Annotated in this window: 22 protein-coding genes and 1 pseudogene; 12 read left to right on the top strand and 11 right to left on the bottom strand. The window is 65.3% G+C overall.

Annotation, left to right across the window (positions count from 1 at the left end; translation table 11 throughout):
- Positions 1 to 29: 29 nt before the first annotated feature.
- A complete protein-coding gene (locus RE429_RS00740) occupies positions 30 to 257 on the bottom strand; it encodes a hypothetical protein (protein WP_414472508.1) in 228 nt (75 codons plus the stop codon).
- Between the two features lie 222 nt (positions 258 to 479).
- On the opposite strand from RE429_RS00740, the gene RE429_RS00735 reads away from it, so the two are divergent.
- Both RE429_RS00735 and RE429_RS00730 read left to right on the top strand, forming a co-directional pair.
- Positions 480 to 1,793 carry a family 1 glycosylhydrolase gene (locus RE429_RS00735; RefSeq protein WP_414472507.1) on the top strand — a complete coding sequence of 438 codons (1,314 nt, stop codon included), beginning with the start codon at positions 480 to 482 and terminating at the stop codon, positions 1,791 to 1,793.
- Positions 1,794 to 1,812: 19 nt separating this feature from the next.
- Entirely contained in the window at positions 1,813 to 3,033 is a 1,221-nt protein-coding gene (locus tag RE429_RS00730) for a glycoside hydrolase (RefSeq protein WP_414472506.1), read from the top strand.
- A gap of 77 nt (positions 3,034 to 3,110) precedes the next feature.
- On the opposite strand, the gene RE429_RS00725 is transcribed toward RE429_RS00730, so the two are convergent.
- The 5 genes from RE429_RS00725 to RE429_RS00705 form a co-directional block, all read right to left on the bottom strand.
- Positions 3,111 to 3,800 carry a c-type cytochrome gene (locus RE429_RS00725; protein ID WP_414472505.1) on the bottom strand — a complete coding sequence of 230 codons (690 nt, stop codon included), beginning with the start codon at positions 3,798 to 3,800 and terminating at the stop codon, positions 3,111 to 3,113.
- On the bottom strand, positions 3,797 to 5,569 hold the full coding sequence (locus tag RE429_RS00720) for a GMC family oxidoreductase (protein ID WP_414472504.1): 1,773 nt from the start codon (positions 5,567 to 5,569) through the stop codon (positions 3,797 to 3,799). The genes RE429_RS00725 and RE429_RS00720 overlap by 4 nt, the downstream gene beginning before the upstream one ends.
- Positions 5,562 to 6,362 (bottom strand): gluconate 2-dehydrogenase subunit 3 family protein, encoded by an 801-nt coding sequence (locus RE429_RS00715; protein WP_414472503.1) that lies wholly within the window; start codon positions 6,360 to 6,362, stop codon positions 5,562 to 5,564. The genes RE429_RS00720 and RE429_RS00715 overlap by 8 nt, the downstream gene beginning before the upstream one ends.
- Before the next feature lie 40 nt (positions 6,363 to 6,402).
- Entirely contained in the window at positions 6,403 to 6,801 is a 399-nt protein-coding gene (locus RE429_RS00710) for a hypothetical protein (RefSeq protein WP_414472502.1), read from the bottom strand.
- A gap of 144 nt (positions 6,802 to 6,945) precedes the next feature.
- Positions 6,946 to 7,437: a hypothetical protein gene (locus RE429_RS00705; RefSeq protein ID WP_414472501.1), complete on the bottom strand. Its 492-nt coding sequence runs from the start codon at positions 7,435 to 7,437 to the stop codon at positions 6,946 to 6,948.
- A 274-nt stretch (positions 7,438 to 7,711) separates the two neighbouring features.
- Between RE429_RS00705 and RE429_RS00700 the strand changes: the two genes are divergently transcribed.
- Positions 7,712 to 7,957 (top strand): hypothetical protein, encoded by a 246-nt coding sequence (locus RE429_RS00700; RefSeq protein WP_414472500.1) that lies wholly within the window; start codon positions 7,712 to 7,714, stop codon positions 7,955 to 7,957.
- A 141-nt stretch (positions 7,958 to 8,098) separates the two neighbouring features.
- Here RE429_RS00700 and RE429_RS00695 read toward each other — a convergent pair whose 3' ends face one another.
- From RE429_RS00695 to RE429_RS00685, 3 genes are all read right to left on the bottom strand, one after another.
- On the bottom strand, positions 8,099 to 8,389 hold the full coding sequence (locus RE429_RS00695; RefSeq protein WP_414472499.1) for a hypothetical protein: 291 nt from the start codon (positions 8,387 to 8,389) through the stop codon (positions 8,099 to 8,101).
- A 106-nt stretch (positions 8,390 to 8,495) separates the two neighbouring features.
- Positions 8,496 to 9,296 carry an aldo/keto reductase gene (locus RE429_RS00690; protein ID WP_414472498.1) on the bottom strand — a complete coding sequence of 267 codons (801 nt, stop codon included), beginning with the start codon at positions 9,294 to 9,296 and terminating at the stop codon, positions 8,496 to 8,498.
- On the bottom strand, positions 9,293 to 9,934 hold the full coding sequence (locus RE429_RS00685) for an AraC family transcriptional regulator (protein ID WP_414472497.1): 642 nt from the start codon (positions 9,932 to 9,934) through the stop codon (positions 9,293 to 9,295). The genes RE429_RS00690 and RE429_RS00685 overlap by 4 nt, the downstream gene beginning before the upstream one ends.
- Positions 9,935 to 9,981: 47 nt before the next feature.
- On the opposite strand from RE429_RS00685, the pseudogene hutX reads away from it, so the two are divergent.
- A pseudogene (gene hutX, locus RE429_RS00680) lies at positions 9,982 to 10,619 on the top strand (heme utilization cystosolic carrier protein HutX).
- Entirely contained in the window at positions 10,616 to 11,356 is a 741-nt protein-coding gene (locus tag RE429_RS00675) for a HugZ family protein (RefSeq protein ID WP_414472496.1), read from the top strand. Before hutX ends, RE429_RS00675 begins: the two are co-directional and overlap by 4 nt.
- A 101-nt stretch (positions 11,357 to 11,457) precedes the next feature.
- Here the strand turns inward: RE429_RS00675 and RE429_RS00670 are convergent, their stop codons facing one another.
- On the bottom strand, positions 11,458 to 11,844 hold the full coding sequence (locus tag RE429_RS00670; protein WP_414472495.1) for a response regulator: 387 nt from the start codon (positions 11,842 to 11,844) through the stop codon (positions 11,458 to 11,460).
- Positions 11,845 to 11,981: 137 nt separating this feature from the next.
- Between RE429_RS00670 and RE429_RS00665 the strand changes: the two genes are divergently transcribed.
- The 3 genes from RE429_RS00665 to RE429_RS00655 all read left to right on the top strand — a co-directional run bounded on the left by RE429_RS00665 (position 11,982) and on the right by RE429_RS00655 (position 15,338).
- A complete protein-coding gene (locus tag RE429_RS00665; RefSeq protein ID WP_414472494.1) occupies positions 11,982 to 12,725 on the top strand; it encodes a Crp/Fnr family transcriptional regulator in 744 nt (247 codons plus the stop codon).
- Positions 12,726 to 12,853: 128 nt separating this feature from the next.
- The gene (locus RE429_RS00660; protein ID WP_414472493.1) at positions 12,854 to 14,719 is read left to right on the top strand and encodes a PAS domain S-box protein; all 1,866 of its coding nucleotides are present in this window, start codon (positions 12,854 to 12,856) and stop codon (positions 14,717 to 14,719) included.
- 154 nt (positions 14,720 to 14,873) lie between these two features.
- A complete protein-coding gene (locus RE429_RS00655) occupies positions 14,874 to 15,338 on the top strand; it encodes an Hsp20 family protein (RefSeq protein WP_414472492.1) in 465 nt (154 codons plus the stop codon).
- Positions 15,339 to 15,559: 221 nt separating this feature from the next.
- Here the strand turns inward: RE429_RS00655 and RE429_RS00650 are convergent, their stop codons facing one another.
- The gene (locus tag RE429_RS00650) at positions 15,560 to 16,111 is read right to left on the bottom strand and encodes a sigma-70 family RNA polymerase sigma factor (protein ID WP_414474263.1); all 552 of its coding nucleotides are present in this window, start codon (positions 16,109 to 16,111) and stop codon (positions 15,560 to 15,562) included.
- Positions 16,112 to 16,517: 406 nt separating this feature from the next.
- Between RE429_RS00650 and RE429_RS00645 the strand changes: the two genes are divergently transcribed.
- The 4 genes from RE429_RS00645 to RE429_RS00630 all read left to right on the top strand — a co-directional run bounded on the left by RE429_RS00645 (position 16,518) and on the right by RE429_RS00630 (position 19,309).
- Entirely contained in the window at positions 16,518 to 16,910 is a 393-nt protein-coding gene (locus RE429_RS00645; protein ID WP_414472491.1) for a response regulator, read from the top strand.
- 309 nt (positions 16,911 to 17,219) lie between these two features.
- Positions 17,220 to 17,834 carry a ribonuclease D gene (locus RE429_RS00640; protein ID WP_414472490.1) on the top strand — a complete coding sequence of 205 codons (615 nt, stop codon included), beginning with the start codon at positions 17,220 to 17,222 and terminating at the stop codon, positions 17,832 to 17,834.
- A 126-nt stretch (positions 17,835 to 17,960) separates the two neighbouring features.
- Complete coding sequence (lptC, locus tag RE429_RS00635; RefSeq protein ID WP_414472489.1) at positions 17,961 to 18,707, top strand: LPS export ABC transporter periplasmic protein LptC; 747 nt, start codon at positions 17,961 to 17,963, stop codon at positions 18,705 to 18,707.
- Positions 18,704 to 19,309 carry an LptA/OstA family protein gene (locus tag RE429_RS00630; protein WP_370439155.1) on the top strand — a complete coding sequence of 202 codons (606 nt, stop codon included), beginning with the start codon at positions 18,704 to 18,706 and terminating at the stop codon, positions 19,307 to 19,309. Before lptC ends, RE429_RS00630 begins: the two co-directional genes overlap by 4 nt.
- Positions 19,310 to 19,341 lie beyond the last annotated feature (32 nt).

The raw sequence follows: 19,341 nt of genomic DNA, 5'->3' as shown, positions 1-19,341 counted from the left end.
TCTCGTCTGGTGGGTCTTTCCGAGGGCCGTCAGTACCGGCCCTTCATGATGCGATGGTCGGCCGGGGGCGTGGTCAAATTCAGGCGGCGCGGCTCAGGCTGCGGCGCTTGCGGGTCCGCCCCATCGTGAGCAGCGCCCGTCTTGCGCGCCAACACGGTCCCGTCCCCCGTTCCCTTGTTGCGATCCTCCCCGCCGGGGGCTTCCCGGTCGGCACCGGCCCGCTGCGCCGGTTGGGAGGAAACAGTCCGGTTCGGCATGGCTTGCCTCGCCTGCGGTTGGCCCCTGCGGCGGAACGCCGGGAACGGCTACCTGTCGCCCACCAACGCGCAAGGGTGAGGGAGGTTCGCGAACGGCGGACCGGGTGCAACTTTCCCGCGCCGGAGTCGTTTCCAAAGCTGGATCACATGCGGCCGAGGTTCGTCCGCGGCCCAACCGCTGTGCTGCAGTGGAAGCACTGACGCCCAAGGGACGGCCTCGGCATGACCCAAGCGCTCCCGTCACGATCTCAAATCCGCCGCTTGACCGCGCCCGATGCATTCTGGTGGTCGACCGGGATCGAGGACACCTTCATCACGGCGCCGCATCCCGTCACCGGCAGGACGCTCGACGAATACGAACTGACCGGCCATTACGAGCGATGGCGCGACGATCTCGGCCTCGTGGCCGAACTCGGCGTGCCGTGCGCCCGCTACGGGGTTCCCTGGCATCGCATCCAGCCCCGGCCGGAGGTCTGGGACTGGTCGTTTCCGGACGAGACCCTGGAGCGATTGCTCGAGCTTGGGATCGCGCCTCAGGTCGACCTCGTCCATTACGGTCTGCCGTCCTGGATCGAGGGGGCGTTTCTCCATCCCGATTATCCGAAGCTTGTCGCCGAATACGCGGCCCGCCTCGCGGAGCGCTTCCGCGGGCGGATCACCTGGTACACGCCGCTCAACGAGCCCCGCATCACGGGCTGGTATTGCGGACGGCTCGGCTGGTGGCCGCCGTTCCGGCGCAGCTGGCCCGGCTTCGTGGCGCTGATGCTGGCGATCGCCAAGGGAATGGTCGAGACCGTGAGGGCGCTGCAGGATGTCGATCCGGAGATCGTTCCCTATTTCGTCGACGCCACCGACCTCTTCGACACGGACGATCCCGTCTTCGAGAACGAGGCCCGGCTTCGGCAGGAGATCGTCTTCCTGGCCCTCGACCTCGTCTCGGGCCGGATCGACGAGCATCATCCGCTGTGGTCCTGGCTCCTGAAGAACGGCGCGCGCGAGACCGAACTCGCCTGGTTTCGCGATCGCGCCGTCCCGCTACCGGTCGTCGGCATGAATCTCTATCCGATGTTCACGCAGAAAAAGCTGCTGCGGGATGCCGGGGGGCGCTTTCGCATCCGCATGCCCTACGCGGGCGCCGATCTCATCACCCGCCTCGGCCGTCTCTACCATGAGCGTTACGGGGTCCCGCTGATGATCTCGGAGACCGCATCCATGGGCTCCCTGCGCCGTCGGCTCGACTGGCTCGAGCGTTCGGTCGCGGCCACGCGGCAGCTGCGCGCGGAGGGCATTCCGCTCGTGGGATATACCTGGTGGCCGATGTTTTCCCTCGTCACCTGGGCTTATCGCCAAGGGCGCCGCCCGGTGACGGACCATCTGGCCCCGATGGGATTGTGGGACATCGTTCCGGACGAGGAGGATCCTCTGCGCCGGGTGCCGACGCCCGCAATGGTGGCCTATCGCAATCTCGCGAGGGGCGGGCCGGATGCCGTCGGCATGCTGGCTTCCGCTTCGGCTCCCGTCGCCGCGTCGGGATGAGGAAAAGGGGGACGGCAGGGTGTTTCGCAGCTTCTTTCTGGCCGGCTTCGAGGGATCGACCGGCTACAACCGTCACGGACACTGGTTCGATCAGGTCGTCGCGACGGGGCACGACAAAACCGTCGACGAGGATTACCGGCAGCTCTCGGCGCTCGGCCTTCATGGCGCGCGCGAAACCATCCGGTGGCCACTGGTCGATCGCGGCAAAGGATATCGGGGCACCGGACGATACGACTTTTCGACGGTCGAGCCCTTCGTCGAGGCGGCGCGCCGCCATGGCGTCGAGGTGATCTGGGATCTCTTCCATTACGGCTACCCGCAGGGGCTCGATCCCCTGGGCAAGGACTTTCCGGGGCGTTTCGCCGATTACTGCTACGCCATCGGCCGCTACGTCGCCGAACGGACGGAGGGCGTCTGCGCCTTCACGCCGGTGAACGAACCCTCGTTCATGGCCTATGCCGGGGGCGAGAAGGGGCTTTTTGCTCCTCACGTGACGGGGCGCGGGTGGGACCTGAAGGTCGCGCTCGCGCGCGCCGCGATCGAGGGCATCGATGCCCTGTGGGCCGCGTGCCCCGGGGCCCGCATGGTCAATGTCGATCCCCTGTGCCGGGTGGCCTGCCCTCCCGGCCGTCCGCAGCTCAAGGACGAGGTGCGCGACTTCAACGAGCGTCTCGTGTTCCAGAGCTGGGACATGCTGTGCGGGACGCTCCTGCCCGAGCTCGGCGGCAGCCGCGCGCATCTCGATGTCGTGGGCATCAATTATTATTGGACCAACCAGTGGGAATGGGGTGGTCTCGCGCGAGAGGACGGCGTGAATCCTCCGCTCGCCGACGACGATCTTCGGCGCTGGTCCTTGGGCGATCTCGTCCGTTCGGTCTCCGACCGTTACGGGGGAGAGATGATGATCACGGAAACCAGCCATATCGGTGACAATCGCGGCCGGTGGCTGCACGAAGTCGCGAAGGAATCGGAAGCGCTTCTGCGCGAACGCATTCCGATCCGGGGCGTATGCCTTTATCCCATCCTGGGCATGCCGGAATGGCACGATCCCGACATCTGGACGCCGATGGGCCTCTGGGATCCGGTGTGCCACCGCGACCCCTGCGGAGAGCGGCTGATCTGCGGACCCATGCTGGAGGCGCTGCAATCCGTGCGTCACCTCGACCGGCTGCACCATGCCGTCCTGTCCGGTGCGGACAGGAACGGACGGCGCGCAAGCCGGCCGGTGGCGGCCGAATAGATCCCGGATCGCCCAACGGAGATCCGGGGCAGACAAGCTCCTGGCCGATGCAAAGGCCTTTTCTCACGAGCGACGGATCAACGCGCGGTCTCGCGCGGCCGGATGCTTTCGTAGTAGCGCGACACCGCGTCGATGTCGTCGGAGGTGAGTTTGCCGGCGATCTCCCGCATGACGGCGGACAGGTCGTTCTTGCGTATTCCCGACTTGAAGGCCGAGAGCTGTCCCGAGGCATACCCGGCCCATTGGCCGCCGAGTTCGGGATAGACGGGCGTTTCCCCGACGCCGTTCGGTCCATGACAATTGCCGCAGGCCTGCACGCCGACTTCGCCATTTCCGATGGAGGGAATGCCCCTCAGCGCCAGATCGCGGCCCCGCCTTGCCACTTCGGGGCGCAGCTCGCTCTGAGCCGCCCATCGACTCCGGAGCCCCGCATAATAGGCCGCGGCATCCAGTCTTTCCTGTTCGGAGAGCGCCTGTGCGATCGGCGTCATGATATCGCTGGGCCGCGATCCGTCGGTATAGTCCTGCAGCTGTTTGTAGAGATAGGCGGCCGACTGGCCGGTCAGCCGCGGGAACGGTCCGGTCGGATTGCCTTCGCCGGACTGACCGTGGCATTGGCTGCAGGGCGCAGCCCCGTTCGGATTGCCTTGAGCGGCCAGAGCGGCGCCGCGCTGCGGGTCCGGAGCCGACGGAGCCTGGGCGCGGGCACCGCTCGCGACCGATAGGCAGGCCGTCGCGGCGGCGATGGAAAGGAGCGCTGCTCTCATGGCTGCACCAGCGGAGCCGGGGAGGAGAGATAGCGGGTCTTGATCGCATCGGCCGTCCAATAGGCGAGAGCCCCGACCGTATCCGTCGGATTGTAGGATGCGTTCTGCGGGAACAGGGCCGTGCCGGTCACGAACACGTTCGGCACGTCCCAGCTTTGTCCGTAGCGGTTGCAGGCGCTCGTCTTCGGGTCCGCTCCCATGATCGCTCCGCCCGTGTTGTGGGTGGTTTGATAGGGCACCACCGAATAGGGTGCGGTGCGCGGATTGACGACGATCTGGGGCGCGCCCATGCGCTCGGCGATCTCCCCCGCGCGGTCCGTCACATAATGGGACATGCGCAGATCGTTCTCGGGAAAATCGAACGTGATCCGCAGGAGCGGCTGGCCGAACGCATCCTTGTAGGTGGGGTCGAGATCGACGTAGTTCGTCCGCCGCGCGCAGGATTGCCCGTGCACCTGCAGGCCTCCCGTATGATTGTAGTACCGGGCGACGGCCTGCTTCCAGGGAAGCCCCCATCGCGGCGTTCCGGGCGGAACGGGATGATACTCGATCGGCCTCGCACCCGTGGTGTAGGCGCAGATATAGGCGCCGCCGATGAAGCCGAGTTTCGAGTGATCGAAATTGTCGCCCGCGTAGTCGGAGATCACGGTGCCCAACGCACCCGCGCCCATGAACTGGTTGAGCGCGACATCCTCGTCGTAGAAGAGCGACACGGACCCCATGGTCTGATAGGCGTAGTTGCGCCCGACATTGCCCTCGCCCGTGGACGGGTCGTAAGACTTGCCGATGCCGGAGAGCAGCATCAGCCGCGGATTGTGGAAGGCGAAGGCCGACAGCACCACGAGCTCGGCGGGCTGGATGGTTTCCTGCCCGGTCGCGAGATCGATATAGGTGACGCCCGTCGCATGCTTGCCGTCCGGCGTGAGGTTGACCCGCGTCACATGCGCGTTCGTGCGCAGCGCGAAATTCGCCTGCTGCAGCACCACCGGCAGCAGCGTCGTCTGGGGGCTCGATTTCGCGAAGTGCTCGCAGCCGAAACGCTCGCAATAACCGCACACCATGCAGGGCTCGAGCCGCACGCCTTCGGGGTTGGTGTAGGCGCGCGTCATGTTGGAGCTGGGCACCTGATAGGGGGTGTAGCCGAGCTCCATCGCGGCTTTTGCGAAGAGCACGCCGAGATAGGCCGGGGCCGTCGGCGGATTCGGATAGTCGCGGCTGCGTTTGGCCTCGAAGGGATTGCCCCCGGGCCTGATCTCGCCGCCGACATTGCCCGCATAGCCTCCGACCCCGAGCAGATATTCGAACCGGTCGTAATGCCGCTCGAGATCCTCGTAGGTGAGGCCCCAGTCCTGGATCGTCAGCTCCTCCGCGATGATATCGCGGCCGTAGCGCTCCTCATGGTGGCTGCGCATCCGGAAGTCTTCCGGCTGGAACCGGAATGTCTGCCCGTTCCAGTGCACGCCCGCGCCGCCGAGATCGGTTCCGGGCAGGAACGAGCCGAGCTGGCGCATGGGCAGAGCCTTCTGGTCCGGCGTGTTCCTGAAGGTCACGGTCTCCTGGGAGAGATCCTGCATGAGACCGTGGCGCACCGCGAAGGCGAGTTCGTCGTGCATGGCCGGGCTTTGAAAGTCCGGGACGGTGTTGCGCGCCCGGCCCCGCTCCAAGCCCACCATCTTGACGCTGCTGTCCTTGAGTTCGCGGGCGATGATGGCGGCCGTAAAGCCCATGCCGACGAACACCACATCGACGGAAGGAAGGGTTCTAGCCACGGCGTCGCACTCCGCTGTCGAACGGAGGCAATCCTCCGGGCATGGGGTGATGCTCTTGCGGCGATTGCGCGATCGACATCGGCTCGCGCGTGAAGCGCTCGCCATGATTGGTGTAGATGCCGAGATAGGTGGCATAGGCGCCCGGGAAGCCGATCATGCGCCAGCCCACCATGTCGCGGTTGCCGCCATACATGGGATCGGAAAAGAAGCCCTCGATCGTGTTGGCGAGAAGAGTCTCGAAGAACACGGCCGATGGAATGCCGGACAGATCCATCTTGCCGGCTTCGAGATCGCGCAGCACGCCGTCCTGATCGTCGGGGCCGAGGCGGGCGAAAGCGGGCGCGTTCTTCGGCCCGGAGGAGACACGCGTCGTCAGTTGCCGATCCAGGCTCGCGATGGCGGTGCGGTAGAGCTGCGCCGGCGTCAGCGCGAGCTGATAGCCCTGGCTCGGCAGGCCCGTATCCCACGGGCCCGACCGGTAGAGGCGCGCACCCTGCCCGTAAGCACCGGCAAGCTGAAGATCGATATAGCCCGGCACGCCCGCTCCCACGGCGCCGGTCCATCGGGAATCGGGCGGAATCAGCCTGTCGACGGCGGCCTCGATGAAAGTCGCCTCGAGGGTGTTGAAGAACCGGTATGGAGCGCGCGCGGCAGGCTTGGGCTGTGCCTGCTGTCGCGCCGGAGGGGGAGGCCCGCTTTGCCGGGCCTCGGCCCGAAGCTGCGCCGGAAGGGCGGCGCTAGCGCCGAGCGCGCCGGCTGCGCGGAAGAGGTTGCGGCGGGAAATATCGCTCATGCTCGGCTCCGTGTCGGAACGGCCTGGACGTCGATGTGCCCTACTCGAAAAACCCTTTCGGCGGCGCGGCGGGACTGGTGCGGCCCTCGCATCGGCTCCGCGCCGTTTCGTCCCGAATGGCATTGCAGGCGAGCTGGACCTGCGGGATCGTCACGGGACCCGTCATGCCGAGAGCGTCCGGCGCGCGCGGACGCATCTGCTGCGGCAGCGGCTGGCCCTGAATGGGATTTCCGGACGGCACCGAAGTCACATCCTCCGTGGAAAGAAGAGGAACGGGATGCGGACTCGTGTGCGGGGCCTGGGTCGAGGTGGTGCTTTCCTGTCCCTGGGCGAAGGCGGCGCCGCCCCATGCGATCGCGAAGAGCCATCCGGCGAGCACCGGCAGCACGATGGACCTTGGCCGTGGGCCTGAAGACCGGGAGATGGGCACGGCAGTCATGAGGGGCTCCCCGTGCGCGGCGACGACAATGGTTCCGCGGGCCGGAGTGATCCTCTGGCTAGAACGATCGAGCCGCCCGATAGATCCCGCTTTCTCTTAAGCCGCATGGGGGAGGGGAGAACGGCCGGAGTGACGTCGCCCGGATCACCGGCACTCCTCGGCGGTGTTGAGACAAAGCGTCAGGCGCATCAGGGCTTCGTGCCAGGCATCGATGGCGGCGGGCCGGTTGTCGGGCAAGGCCATTCGCATCGCCGAGTAGGCATCGCGGATGCCGCTCAGACGCTGGCGCAACCCACCGATATTGCTGGTTTGGTCGCTGTATCGGGCAACGGCGGATTGGGGCATCGCGGCGATTTCGAGAAGACACTCTTTCATCATGCAGACGATATTGGCGTCGGCCGAAAGTCCCTGGCTGCTCTCGATCCGCTGAAAGATGTCGTAGTTCCGGCCATCGGCCGTCGTGAAAACGAAGAAGCCGCCATACCCCTTCTCGAGGTCCTGCACGACGGTGGGGCGCCCCCCTTCGCCGGCCTGCGCCGAGGCGCACGCAAACCACAGGGTCAGGATCAGGACCAGGACCGACGCGTGAATCGCGCAGGCCATCGGCAGGAGACGTCCGAACACGGCAACGCTCATTGACCGCACCTCCCGGCAGGGATCTGGACAAGGAACGGCCTGGGTCAAGAGACGGCAGAACGCATGGAAGGCCTTGTGCGGACGAAGATGCAGAGGCCTGGGCCGAGCCTCGGCTCTCCGCTCATCCGTTTTCGACAGGAACAATGCTCCTGCCCCAAGGTTTATTTTCAAAGCGTGGGAGTGGGCCGCGGGAGGACCCGCGCTTGGCGTTTACCCCATACATCGGCCCTGGCAGCAGAACGCGGAAACCCTTGGAGGGAAGGAGCGGTCGATCATGCCCGAGGCCGAAGAAGTGACCGCCCGCGCCAGCCGCCCCGGTCCGGGAGCTTTGTGGCTCTGGTGCCTGTCCCGGTTCGGACGGATCGATCGGGTGACGGCCCTCGCCATCCTGCTCACCGTCGCGGGATGGAGCCTGATATGGGCACGGGCTCTTCTCATTATCGAGGCCGTTCCCCTTTGGCTCGGATCGATCATGTTCGTCTGCGGACTGGCCCTCATCCCCTTCATGTCGGATATCTGACGGGACGAACGATCATCCGCCATGTCGCTTCCTGAGCCGGCCGAAAAGGTTCATGACGGGGCCGGCGCAGGGACCGGCCGGGCGCGCGCGCCATCGCGAACGTCGCGTCAGCCGAGATTCGCGGTGGGACCTTCCCGGTTGCTACTTCCCGGAATCGGTGTCCGTCGAGCGGCAGACTCCCCCGATGGGGCACTGGGCGACATCTGCGGTTCTGACCCACGCGGGCCGGACCACGAACGGACGGAGGCAGAAGCTGGAATCGCGAACATAGCGGTCGTAGGTCGTGGGCCCCGTATGCAGGACGACCGCTCCTTGAGCCGCGACGAGCTGCCTCGCTTGGTTGCATGTCATGCTCAGCGTCGTGGCGGCCGGCTGTGCCATGACGCTGCTCGACAGACTGGCGGCGACAAGGGAGACAAGAAGGGGTTTCATGGGTCAGGGTCCTGACGGGTTCTTCCTGAGATGAAGGAAACACGCCCCGATTCCCGGCTGTTCCCTCATGCGGGACCGCAGAGGGCTCCGTTCATTGCCTGATCGCTCACCCTGTTCCGAGGCTTTCGCCATCGCGGGCCGCCCGGAAGGCCGCGAGGGATTCGTCGAGATGCCGGGGCGATCGCGTTCCCGTCAGAATGACGCCCTTAAAGGGCTGCTCCAGAATGAAGGCCAGGGCCTCCTTCAGACGGCAGGCCTTGTCGCCGGCCTCGTCCGGGATCAGCCGGCCCATGCCGAAGGGGCGATTGACCAGCACGCCCATGCCTGCGTCCCGCGCCATCGCGAAGGCGGGCGCCATGGATGGGAACAGCCTGTGATAGGGAAGCTGGATGACGGCATAGGCCCCCGATGTGCAGGCAAGACGCGCCGCGTCGAGATCGCTGACGCTGGCGCCGAAGGTGTCGATGCCGTTGGAGCGCGCATAGGCGATGGCCCGCTCCACCTCCTTCGAGGCGAGCGCGGCGGCGCTCGCCTTGTGAATCTGGAGGAGATCGATGGGTCCGAGCCGCTCCAGGCTCCGGTCGAGGCTCCGGCACAGGGCATCATAGGAATGATCCGTGAAGGCGCTTTGCTCCGCCGCGTTCCAGTGCTCCCCCATCTTCGTGCTGACGGTGAGGCGCGACGCCTTCGCTCCCTGACGCTTCAGGAAGGTTCCGAAAATCCGTTCGCTGTCGCCATAGGCGGGAGCCGTGTCGAAGAACGTGATTCCTTGCGAGACCGCATGATGGAGAAGCGCGAGCGCGTCCTCCTCCGTCGGCGGAAGACCCTCGCGATAACCCCATGCCCGGCCGATGGAGACGAGGCCGAGACCCAGGCTGACGGAGACATTGGCTGCGATGCCGTTCATGGATGGGCGACTTTCGGATGGAAGGAGGATTGCGGCCTTGCGTCCTCCATCCGGAAAATTCCGTTCCCGGCGATGACCTGTCCGGTGTCGAGGCGGAGACCGCGGGCGGTGCCGTGACCTTTCAGGAGAGCGCCGCGGCGGTCCGGATCGGGATCGCGGAACGATCCGCCGGCGGCGAGAGAGCAGGTGTCGACCGTGATCGCGCCGAGGAGCTGGCTGCCCGATCCCAGGGTGGTCTCGCCGAAGACCGACGCGCCGCCCTGATAGCGGCCGTGATCCCCGATGACGATGCGCCCGCCCGGGCGGTTGGCCTTCGCCGTGAAGCCTCCGCCTTCTCCGAACAGATTGCCGTCGCCGATCGCGATCGTGCCGGTTTCGGCGGCAAGCCACGTGCCCGAGTGAAACGTGTTGCCGTCTCCGATGAGAAGTGCGCCGGGGACCGCGCCATGAAGGGTCACGCAGGGATAGAACACGTTTCCCGTGCCGATCCGCGCATGCGCGGCAATCAGGGTGGAGAATGGATCCAGGATGACGTTGCCGCGCTCCGCCAGGGCCAGCACGGCCTCGAGAGCGAGAAGCCCGAGGGCGTGGCGCGCCTCGTCGATCCTCGTGATTACGCTCGGTTGAAGCTCCATCATTCCCTTCGCATTCCCTTCGCATTCCCTCGCAGAGTTCCGGGACGCACGTGAGTTTAAGGCGCGAAAGCGCCGCAGCCGCAAGCGGGTTCAGCCGCTCACGTCCGGCAGGCTGTCGCTCATTCCTGACGGAGTGCAAGCCTGAGGGAGTGCAAGCGTCCGGGGGCTCGTCGAGAAACAGCAGCAGCCGCGTCTCGACGGTGCGGCCCGACGGGGTTCTCGAAACGATCGCCGGGACGCGCGGCGTGCCGCTCCAGCGGGTTCTCGATTGCCTCGGACGGGAGGCGGCCGCGCGTGTTCCGGGCGAGCTTTTCGAAAGGATCTGGGAGGATCTGACCACCTGGGGCGACATCACCTTCGTGGTGCACACCCGCGACGGCGTGTTCGAGTGCAAGGCCGCGTTCCGCCGGGGACGTCCGGCCGCGGCTATTTCAACATCCACGGCGACAGCCCCATCGGCGGGCATCTGCGCATGGATCGCTGCCGCGCGATCTATGTCGTCGACCGCCCGTTTTTCGGCCAGCGCTCCTGCTCCGTGCAGTTCGTGAACGAAGAGGGCGGGGTGATGTTCAAGATCTTCGTCGGCCGCAACGGGGACCGCACGCTCAAGAAAGACCAGCTCGTCCGGTTCGAGGCGCTGCGCGCCGGTTGTCTCGAACGGGAGCAGGGCCTAGGATCATGGGCATGACGCAGAAAGATCCGACCCTGCCGGTGGACGACGAGGCACGGCATCTCGCCAAGAAGCTGATGCGCACCGCGCGTTCGGGCGCTCTCGCCACGAACGGCGCCGAGGAGGGAATGCCTTTCGCCAGCCTCGTGGCGATGGGCACCGATCTCGACGGCTCGCCCGTGATCCTCACCTCCCAGCTCTCGATCCACACCCGCCTGCTCGCGGCGGACGGGCGCTGCTCCCTGCTGCTCTCCGCGATCGGCAAGGGCGACCCGCTGGCACATCCGCGCCTCACCCTGCTCGCCCGGGCCGAGCGGATCGAGCCCGGCTCGGACAAGGCGCAGCAGACCCGCCGCCGCTACCTGCTGCAGCATCCCAAGGCCGCGCTTTACGTCGACTTCCCCGACTTCGCCTTCTGGCGCCTGAACGTCGCGTCGGGCAGCCTCAACGGCGGTTTCGGCCGCGCCTACCGCATGGCGAAGGAGGATCTGCTCACCGACCTTTCCGCCTTTCCCGGATTCGCGGAGCTGGAAGCAGGCGCCGTGGAGCACATGAACGAGGATCACGCCGAAGCCGTGGCCCATTATGCCACGAAGCTCTGCGGCGCCCGCGAAGGCGCGTGGCGGCTGGTCGGCATCGATCCCGAGGGATTGCAGCTGGCTTTGGGCGACGACTTGCTGCGGCTGACATTCCCGCAGCCGCTGCAGGGGCCGGATGAGCTTCGCCCCATGCTCGTGGCGCTCGCGCGATCGTAGGAAGCCGGGGTGCGCCCGCCGAGGCGCGCCCATAAGCTCTGCCGCCGATCACGGACAACGATGCGGGTCGCGACGGATGAGGCGCTCCGAGTGGGGCGGCCTCATGCGCACCGCACGATTCCCGGCAGGGCCTGGGCCAGCGCGTCCGGATTGAAGGGTTTTTCCCAGCGCGGCACGTCCGCATAGGCGACAGGCACCGAGGACGGGTCGTAACCGGTCGCGAAGACGAACGGGATGCCGCGCTCCGCGAGGGCATCGGCGACGGGGAAGACCTCCTCGCCGCGCAGGTTGATGTCGAGAACGGCGGCATCGATGCCTTCGCCCGAAGAGAGCAGCATGAGAGCCTTGTCCGGCTTCGGCACCGGGCCGACGACCTCCGCGCCGAGCTTTTCGAGCGCCTTCGCCATGTCGTCGGCGATGAAATACTCGTCCTCCACCACGAGAACCCGGCAACGGGCGAGTGCTCCTTTGTCGGAACGATCCGTCATGCCCATTCCTCCTCGTTCGAAATCGCGGGAGCTTCCGCTTTCTTGAATAAATCTCCTGCGGGGCTTTCCGAATAACATAGTTGAATCGTGCACCGTTCCCGGTCCTCTATGCTTCGGGCCGCAAGAGGCGCCCGGGCATGGCAGGTTACTTCATCCGCAAGCTGGAGCATTTCGCGAGGTTCTCAGGTGACGAGAGGCTATCTCTCGAGCGGACCGCTGCCTTGAAACGGCGCCAGCTCAACCCGAGCGAGGACATCATCGACGAGGGGGACCGGCCGACGCAGGTGAACCTGATCCTGGAAGGCTGGGCCTGCCGCTACAAGGTGCTCGAAGACGGGCGGCGGCAGATCATGGGCTATCTGATCCCCGGCGACGTATGCAACATGCACATTTTCATCCTGAAAGAGATGGATCATTCCATCGGGGCGGTTTCTGCGGTGACGCTGTCGGAAATCCCGAAGGACCGGATCGTCGAACTGACCGATGCCTACCCGCGCATCTGCCGGGCCTTCTGGTGGAATTCGCTGGTGGAGGACGCGATCGCGCGGGAATGGATCGTCAACAACAGCCAGCGTCAGGCGGCGGAGCGCATGGCCCATCTGTTCTGCGAACTCTTCATCCGCCTTCGCATGGTAGGGCTCACAAGAGGCGACAGCTGCGAATTGCCCGTCACGCAGGCGGAACTCGGCGAGACTCTCGGCCTCTCGACGGTGCACGTGAACCGTACGCTGCAGGATCTGCGGGCGTCCAACCTCGTCGTCCTGAAGGGAAAGACCCTCACGATTCCGAACCTGAAGGCCCTTCAGGAAGTTGCCCTGTTCAACGGAAATTATCTGCACCTCGATCGTGAGGGATACGAGCTGGATGCCAACGATGAATGAGATGCGACGGAGCCTGACCGCATGGAGGCCCGGCTCCGACCATCGGCCGAGATAAATGCATGGAACAGCCTCGACACGCCCCAGCCGCAGCCCCAACCGCAGCCCCTTGGCCCGCCGGCACCGGCGAGATGGCAGAACGTATCCGCGGTCATGACTGGGCATCGACCCCTCTGGGGCCGATCGAGGCGTGGCCGCAGAGCCTGAGGACGACCGTCGATCTTCTGCTGTCGGGAGCGTTTCCCATGGTTGTGCTCTGGGGGGCGCAGCTCATTCAGGTCTACAACGACGGCTATCGCGACCTCATGGGCATCGAGCATCCGCAAGGATTGGGGCGGGCGGCCCGCGAATGGCGCCCCGAAGCCTGGCACAACGATGAACCGATCTACCGCCGGGTCCGGGCCGGCGAGACCCTCACCTTTGAGAACGGGTTCCATCCGGTTGCCCGTTCGGGCCGGTTCGAAGATGCCTGGTTCACGCTGACCTACAGCCCAGTCCGGAACGAAACGGGCGCCATTGCCGGTGTGCTCGTGACGTTGATCGAGATGACAAGCCATGTGCTCGCGGAGCGCGCGTTGCGTGAAAGCGAGCATCGCTACCGCGCGCTCTTCAACTCGATGGACGAGGCCTATGCCGTGGTTGAGGTCCTGCGCGACGACGCGAAAGGATGGAACGACTTCCTGTTCCTGGAAGTGAACCCTGCCTTCATGAAGCATACGGGAATGCCGTATCCGGTCGGGCGGACGGCCACGCAGATCCTGGGTACGCCCAACCCACGCTGGGCGGAGATGTACGGCCGTGTGGTCGAGACCGGAGCGCCGGTGCGTTTCGAGGAAACCGAGGCGACCCTCGGGCGCGTCTTCGACCTCAATGTCTTCCGCCTCGGCGGAGCGGAAAGCCGGCGGGTTGCGGTGCTCTTCACGAACATCACCGAGCGCAACCGGTCGGAGGCCGCGCTTCGCGACAGCGAGGAGCGGTTCCGCCTGATCGTCGAGAATGCCCACGATTATGCGATTTTCATTACCGATCCGCAGGATCGGGTCACCGATTGGTTCCCGGGCGCGGAGACGGTTTTCGGCTGGAGCGCCGAGGAAATCCTGGGCCGGCCCGCTGACCTCATCTTCACGCCCGAGGATCGCGAGGCGGGCGAGCCGGAAAAGGAGATCGCCGTCGCCCGCACGGGAGCCGCCGCCGCGGACCGGCGCTGGCACTTGCGCAAGGATGGACGGAGGGTCTTCATCGAAGGCAGCGTCACGGCCCTGCGACGGCCGGACGGCAGCCTGCAGGGCTTTCTCAAGATCGGCCAGGATGTCACCGAGCGCCGGGCTTACGAGGAAGCCCTGAAGGCGAGCGAGCGGCACACGAAGTTCCTGCTCGCGGAGCTCCAGCACCGCGTGAGAAATACCCTCGGCGTGATTCGCTCCATTGCGCGCCGGACGGCGGCGACCAGCGGGACGGCGGAGGATTTCGCCATGCATCTCGAGGGCCGGATCGATGCCTTCGCCCGCGTCCAGGCCGCCGTCACCCGCGATCCGGAGGCGGGCCTCGATCTGGAAATGCTCGTGGCCGACGAGCTGCGGGCCGTTGCAGCCCACGAGGGCGAGCAGGTGAAGAGAATTTCCGGCCCACGGACGCGCCTTCAGCCGAAAGCCGCCGAGACGCTGGCGCTCGCCATCCATGAGCTGGCCACGAACGCGGTCAAATACGGGGCGCTCGCCGCATCCCAGGGGCGTATCGAGGTCGTCTGGATCATCGATTCATCGGGCGGCCAGTCACGGCTCGTCTTCCAATGGATCGAGACGGGGGTGCCTCTTGCCAACGACCAGCCGCGGAGGCGCGGGTTCGGGACCGAGCTGATCGAGCGCACCCTGGGCTATGAGCTCGGCGGCGACGCGAAGCTGGATTTCACTCCGAACGGTCTTCGCTGCACCATCGTTCTGCCCATGGACATGCGTCTCTTCCTTCTCGATCGGGAGAGCCGCCGACAGGCTCATTAGCGCACCGTCGGAAAATGCGCCCGCGCCCCCTCTTGAAAAACCCGAGCGGCATTCCCAGCATCATGATCGCCAAGGCCTTTCCGGCTTGGTCCTACGGGCGCCGGGCGGTGTCCGGTGCCCTTGTGGTTACGTTGCTCATATGGAGGATGTAGCTATGAGAACGGCTTTCGACTTTTCTCCCCTCTATCGTTCCACGGTCGGCTTCGACCGATTGTTCAATCTGCTCGACCAATCCTCGCAGATCGAGACCATGACCAACTGGCCGCCCTACAACATCGAGAAAAAGGGCGAGGACCAGTATGTCATCACCATGGCCATCGCAGGTTTCTCGACCGACGAGATCGAGATCACCCAGAAAGAGAGCCAGCTTGTCGTGTCGGGCCAGAAGAAGGGCTCGGAGGAGGGCAGGCAGTACCTGCATCACGGCATCGCGACCCGCGCCTTCAGGCAGACCTTCAACCTCGCGGATCATGTGAAGGTGATCGGCGCCAGTCTCGAGAACGGCCTGCTGACCGTCGATCTGAAGCGTGAGGTGCCCGAAGCCCTGAAGCCCCGGCGGATCGAGATCTCCACGGGCAGCAAGGCTCAGCCGCAGCAGATCGAGCACAAGGCCGCCTAGAGCATCGAACGCAAAAGTGGCACCGGTTTTGCGTGAAAAGATGCTCGAGCAAGGAGAGCATCGAACGCAAAAGTGGGCACCGGTTTTGCGTGAAAAGATGCTCTGGACTTTCAGCGAGTGCTCCGACGGCCGCTTCGCGTGCCGTCATCCCCTCGCCCGATGATGCTCAAGCGGCAGGGCGTTCGGTTTGCCGGGCGCCCCGCCGGCGGGGGCGTTCGGCGTCAGGCCGATATATGCATGAAGAGCGCGGCCTTGACGAGACGGTCGGGGCCGAGGTCGTCCTGCGCGTCGAAGTTCATCAATTCGGTAAGCCGGCGGCGCGCGCGGTTGATGCGGCTCTTGATCGTCCCGATATTCGTGCCGCAGATCCGCGCGGCGTCCTCATAGGTCAGTCCCTCGGCCGTCACGAGCAGAAGCGCCTCGCGCTGATCGAGGGGGAGCTGGCTGAGCGCCTTCAGCATGTCGGCGAAATCGAGACGCGCCCCTTGTTCGGGCATGACGGCGACCTTCTCGGCCCATGCGCCTTCCGGATCCTCGACCTCGCGCTTCCTGCGGCGGGCCTGGGTGAGAAAATCGTTGCGCAGGATCGTGAAAAGCCAAGCCTGCATGCTGGTGCCGGGCTGGAATTTGTCGAGGTTGCTCAGGCCCTTCAGAAGAGCGCCCTGCACCAGATCGTCGGCACGGTCGATGTTGCCGCAGAGCGAGATCGCGAAGGCGCGCAGATGCGGAATGGCGGCGAGCATCTGTGTCTTCATGGGGGTCTCAGCCGCCATCATGCGTTCCCTCCGATCTCAGAGTTTAACAGCAGACGTCTCCTGGATGGACGGCGCATTAACTTATGTGAAGCGCAACTGCATTCTGGTGGAAGCCATGCATTCGGAGAATAGGTCCGAAGAATGCGGCAAGTCCTCACATGCCAAGTCCTTCCATGCATAGCATGTCCCATGGTGTGGTGAAGTCATTTTCATGCTGCAGCCGCCATTCGGACTTTAGTTTTGCCTCTGAAGAGTTAAGCTTTTGCCAAGTCCGAAGATTACATAAGTGAATGAGATCTTGGCGCGGTTCGCCGAAATTCGATCTCGGACTGCGGAGCCATGATTCGCCCGATCCGGGTCCTTGCCGATCGCCTTATGGGCCCGTTGCGGTCCCGGTGACACGCCTGACAGGTATGCAGACCCCATGACGCTGACCCGCTGCATGATCGTTGAAGACCAGGCCTTGATCGGCATGTCGCTCGAGGCGTTCCTCGAAGATGCCGGCTTCAGGGTGGAAGGACCGTTCATGAGCAATGCTCAGGCCATGAGCTGGCTCGAGACCGAGACGCCGGATATCGCGCTTCTCGACGTCATGCTCAAGGACGGCACATCGGTGGAGATCGCCCGCGCCTTGAAGAGCCGGGGAATTCCCTTCGTGATCTATTCCGGCCTGCCTGCGGCCAGCTATGGCCCATCCGAATTGCAAGGCGTGATCTGGCTCGAGAAGCCGGTCAGCCGGGAGACACTGGCGGCTGCTCTCGATGAGGTCCTGTCCCAACGGCAATTGCCCGTCATGCCGGATGGCCTGGGACGATAGGCCAGACCATCGAAGAGACCATCGAATCGCATCGTGCGAAAAACCGGGTCCGGTTTTTCGCACGATGCGCTGGCTCGGGCTGGACCCCCGGGTCGGCGCTCGGGCACCCTGTCTCGGCCATGCGACACGTCGATGCATCCGCCCCCCGTTTCCACAGGGGCTTGGGGCATAAAAACGGCGAGCTCGGCCGCCGCGAAGGATGCGCTCGCTGAAAAGGGGGCGCCGGCGTGAGCCCAAAAGCGGATTCCCCTTTGTCACGCGATGGTTTAGAGCCGGATTCAGACAGCTTTCTCAGATGGCTTACCTTCCATGACGACACGCTTTCACCGCGGCGACCTGCCCGCGGATTATCAGCCCGGCGCGGCGATCGCGATCGACACCGAAACGCTCGGCCTCAACCCGCACCGGGACCGGCTCTGCGTGGTGCAGATCTCGAAGGGCGACGGGAATGCCGATGTGGTCCAGATCCTGAAGGACGGTCCGGCGCCCGAGACTCTGATCCGCATCCTGGCGGACGAGAGCGTGCTCAAGATCTTCCATTTTGCCCGCTTCGACCTGGCGGTGCTCTTTCACGCCTTCGGGGTGATGCCGCGGCCGGTTTACTGCACCAAGGTGGCTTCGAGGCTGGTGCGCACCTACACGGACCGGCACGGCCTGAAGGATCTCGTCCGGGAGTTCCTCGGGGTCGAATTGTCCAAGCAGCAGCAATCCTCCGACTGGGGGGGCGACACCCTCACGCCGGCCCAGCTCGATTATGCGGCCTCCGACGTGCTGCACCTCCATGCCCTCAAGGAAAAGCTCGACCAGAGGCTGGAGCGGGAGAACCGGCTCGGCATCGCCCATCAGTGCTTCTCGTTCCTGCCGACCCGGGCCCAGCTCGACCTGCTGGGCTGGCCCGATGCCGATATTTTCGCCCATAGTTGACGCAGACTTAAACTTTCCCGCATAAAACCTTTCTCCGTCACAACATCGCCATTACCGATAGGCATGGCGCCGGGCGATGGGACGGAAGGGATTGGATTAAACGTGGCGGGAATCCAGGGGACCACGATGCAGAGTGGCCCGGCCTCGAGGCCGGCTGCGCGCGCGCGCGCCTTCCGCCAGGCCAGACGCCATTCCCGCTGGGTGCGCCTCGCCAAGATCGCTATCCCTTTAGGGTCCGTTCTGGCCATGGGGGCCGTGGCTCTCCTCGCGTATCTGGAGCCCTTCGCCCAGATCGAGAACCTGAGCTTCGACCATATCGGGGTCAACGGCACGAATGTGACCATGGAAGCCCCCAGGCTCACCGGGTTCAAGAACGACAGCCGGCCGTACGAGGTCACGGCCAGCGCGGCCACGCAGGACGTGCGCAAGCCCAATTTCGTGGAACTGAAGGATCTGAGGGCCCGCATCGTCACCGACGAGAAGGGCAGCGTCGCCCGGCTCGAGGCCGATATCGGCGTGCTCGATACCCAGAAGGAGCAGATGAATCTCCAGCAGAGCGTCCGTGTGACGACGGATGCGGGCCAGCAGGTTCAGATGCGCTCCGCTTTCGTGGACTTCAAGTCCGGGGGAGTGACGTCCAACGAGCCCGTGACCGTGCTCCTCGGCGACAACGGCCGGATCGAGGCCGAGGGGCTCAAGGTCATCGACAACGGCAAGGTTCTGAGCTTCAAGGGGCGGGTCCGCACCACCTTCACCCCGTCGTCGTCCTCCGGGCCCGAGGCTCCGGCCCCGGCCGGGGCAGGTCCCGCGGCTCCCGTCTCTCCTCCCGCCGCCGGCCACACGGCGGCTCAACCGACAAGTGTTCGTCCATGATGAGTCTCGCACGCCACGCGCTTGCTCTTGCGCTTCTCGTTCCGGCGGCTTCCGCCGCCTGGGCCCAAGCCTCGAAGGAGCGCGCGGTGGGCTTCGGCAATTTCGGTTCCAGCAAGGAGCCGATCAAGATCGACGCCAACAAGCTCGACGTGTTCGACAAGGAAGGCCGGGCGGTCTTTTCCGGAGACGTGGTGGCGGTTCAGGGCGAGAGCACCATGAAGTGCACCACCATGACCGTGTTCTACGAGCAGAACCGCGAAGGCGGCTCGCAGCCGTCCGCTGCCGCCCAGGCCCAGGGGCCGAGCGAGAGCGCGATCAAGAAGATCGATTGCAAGGGGCCCGTCACCATCGTGTCCAAGACGCAGGTCGCCACCGGCGACAACGCCACTTTCGATCGGGGAGCCAATAAGATCCTGCTCAACGGCAACGCCGCCCTGAGCGATGGCCCCAACGTGACCCGCGGCGAGCGGGTCGTCTACGACATCAACACAGGCGTCGCGAGCATCGACACCAAGCCCGGTGGCCGGGTCCGGGCGCTGTTCGTCCCCGGCAGCGGCGGACCGGCTCCCACGGGGGCCGGCAACGCCAAGCCTAAGCCGTAATTTCAGCCGTAATTTCAGCCGTAATTTCCTGG

This window comes from Microvirga sp. M2 (genome assembly GCF_047497095.1).
Lineage (GTDB): Bacteria > Pseudomonadota > Alphaproteobacteria > Rhizobiales > Beijerinckiaceae > Microvirga.
The sequence above is the reverse complement of the archived record's forward strand: the minus strand, read 5'-3'. Positions and strand labels throughout refer to the sequence as shown.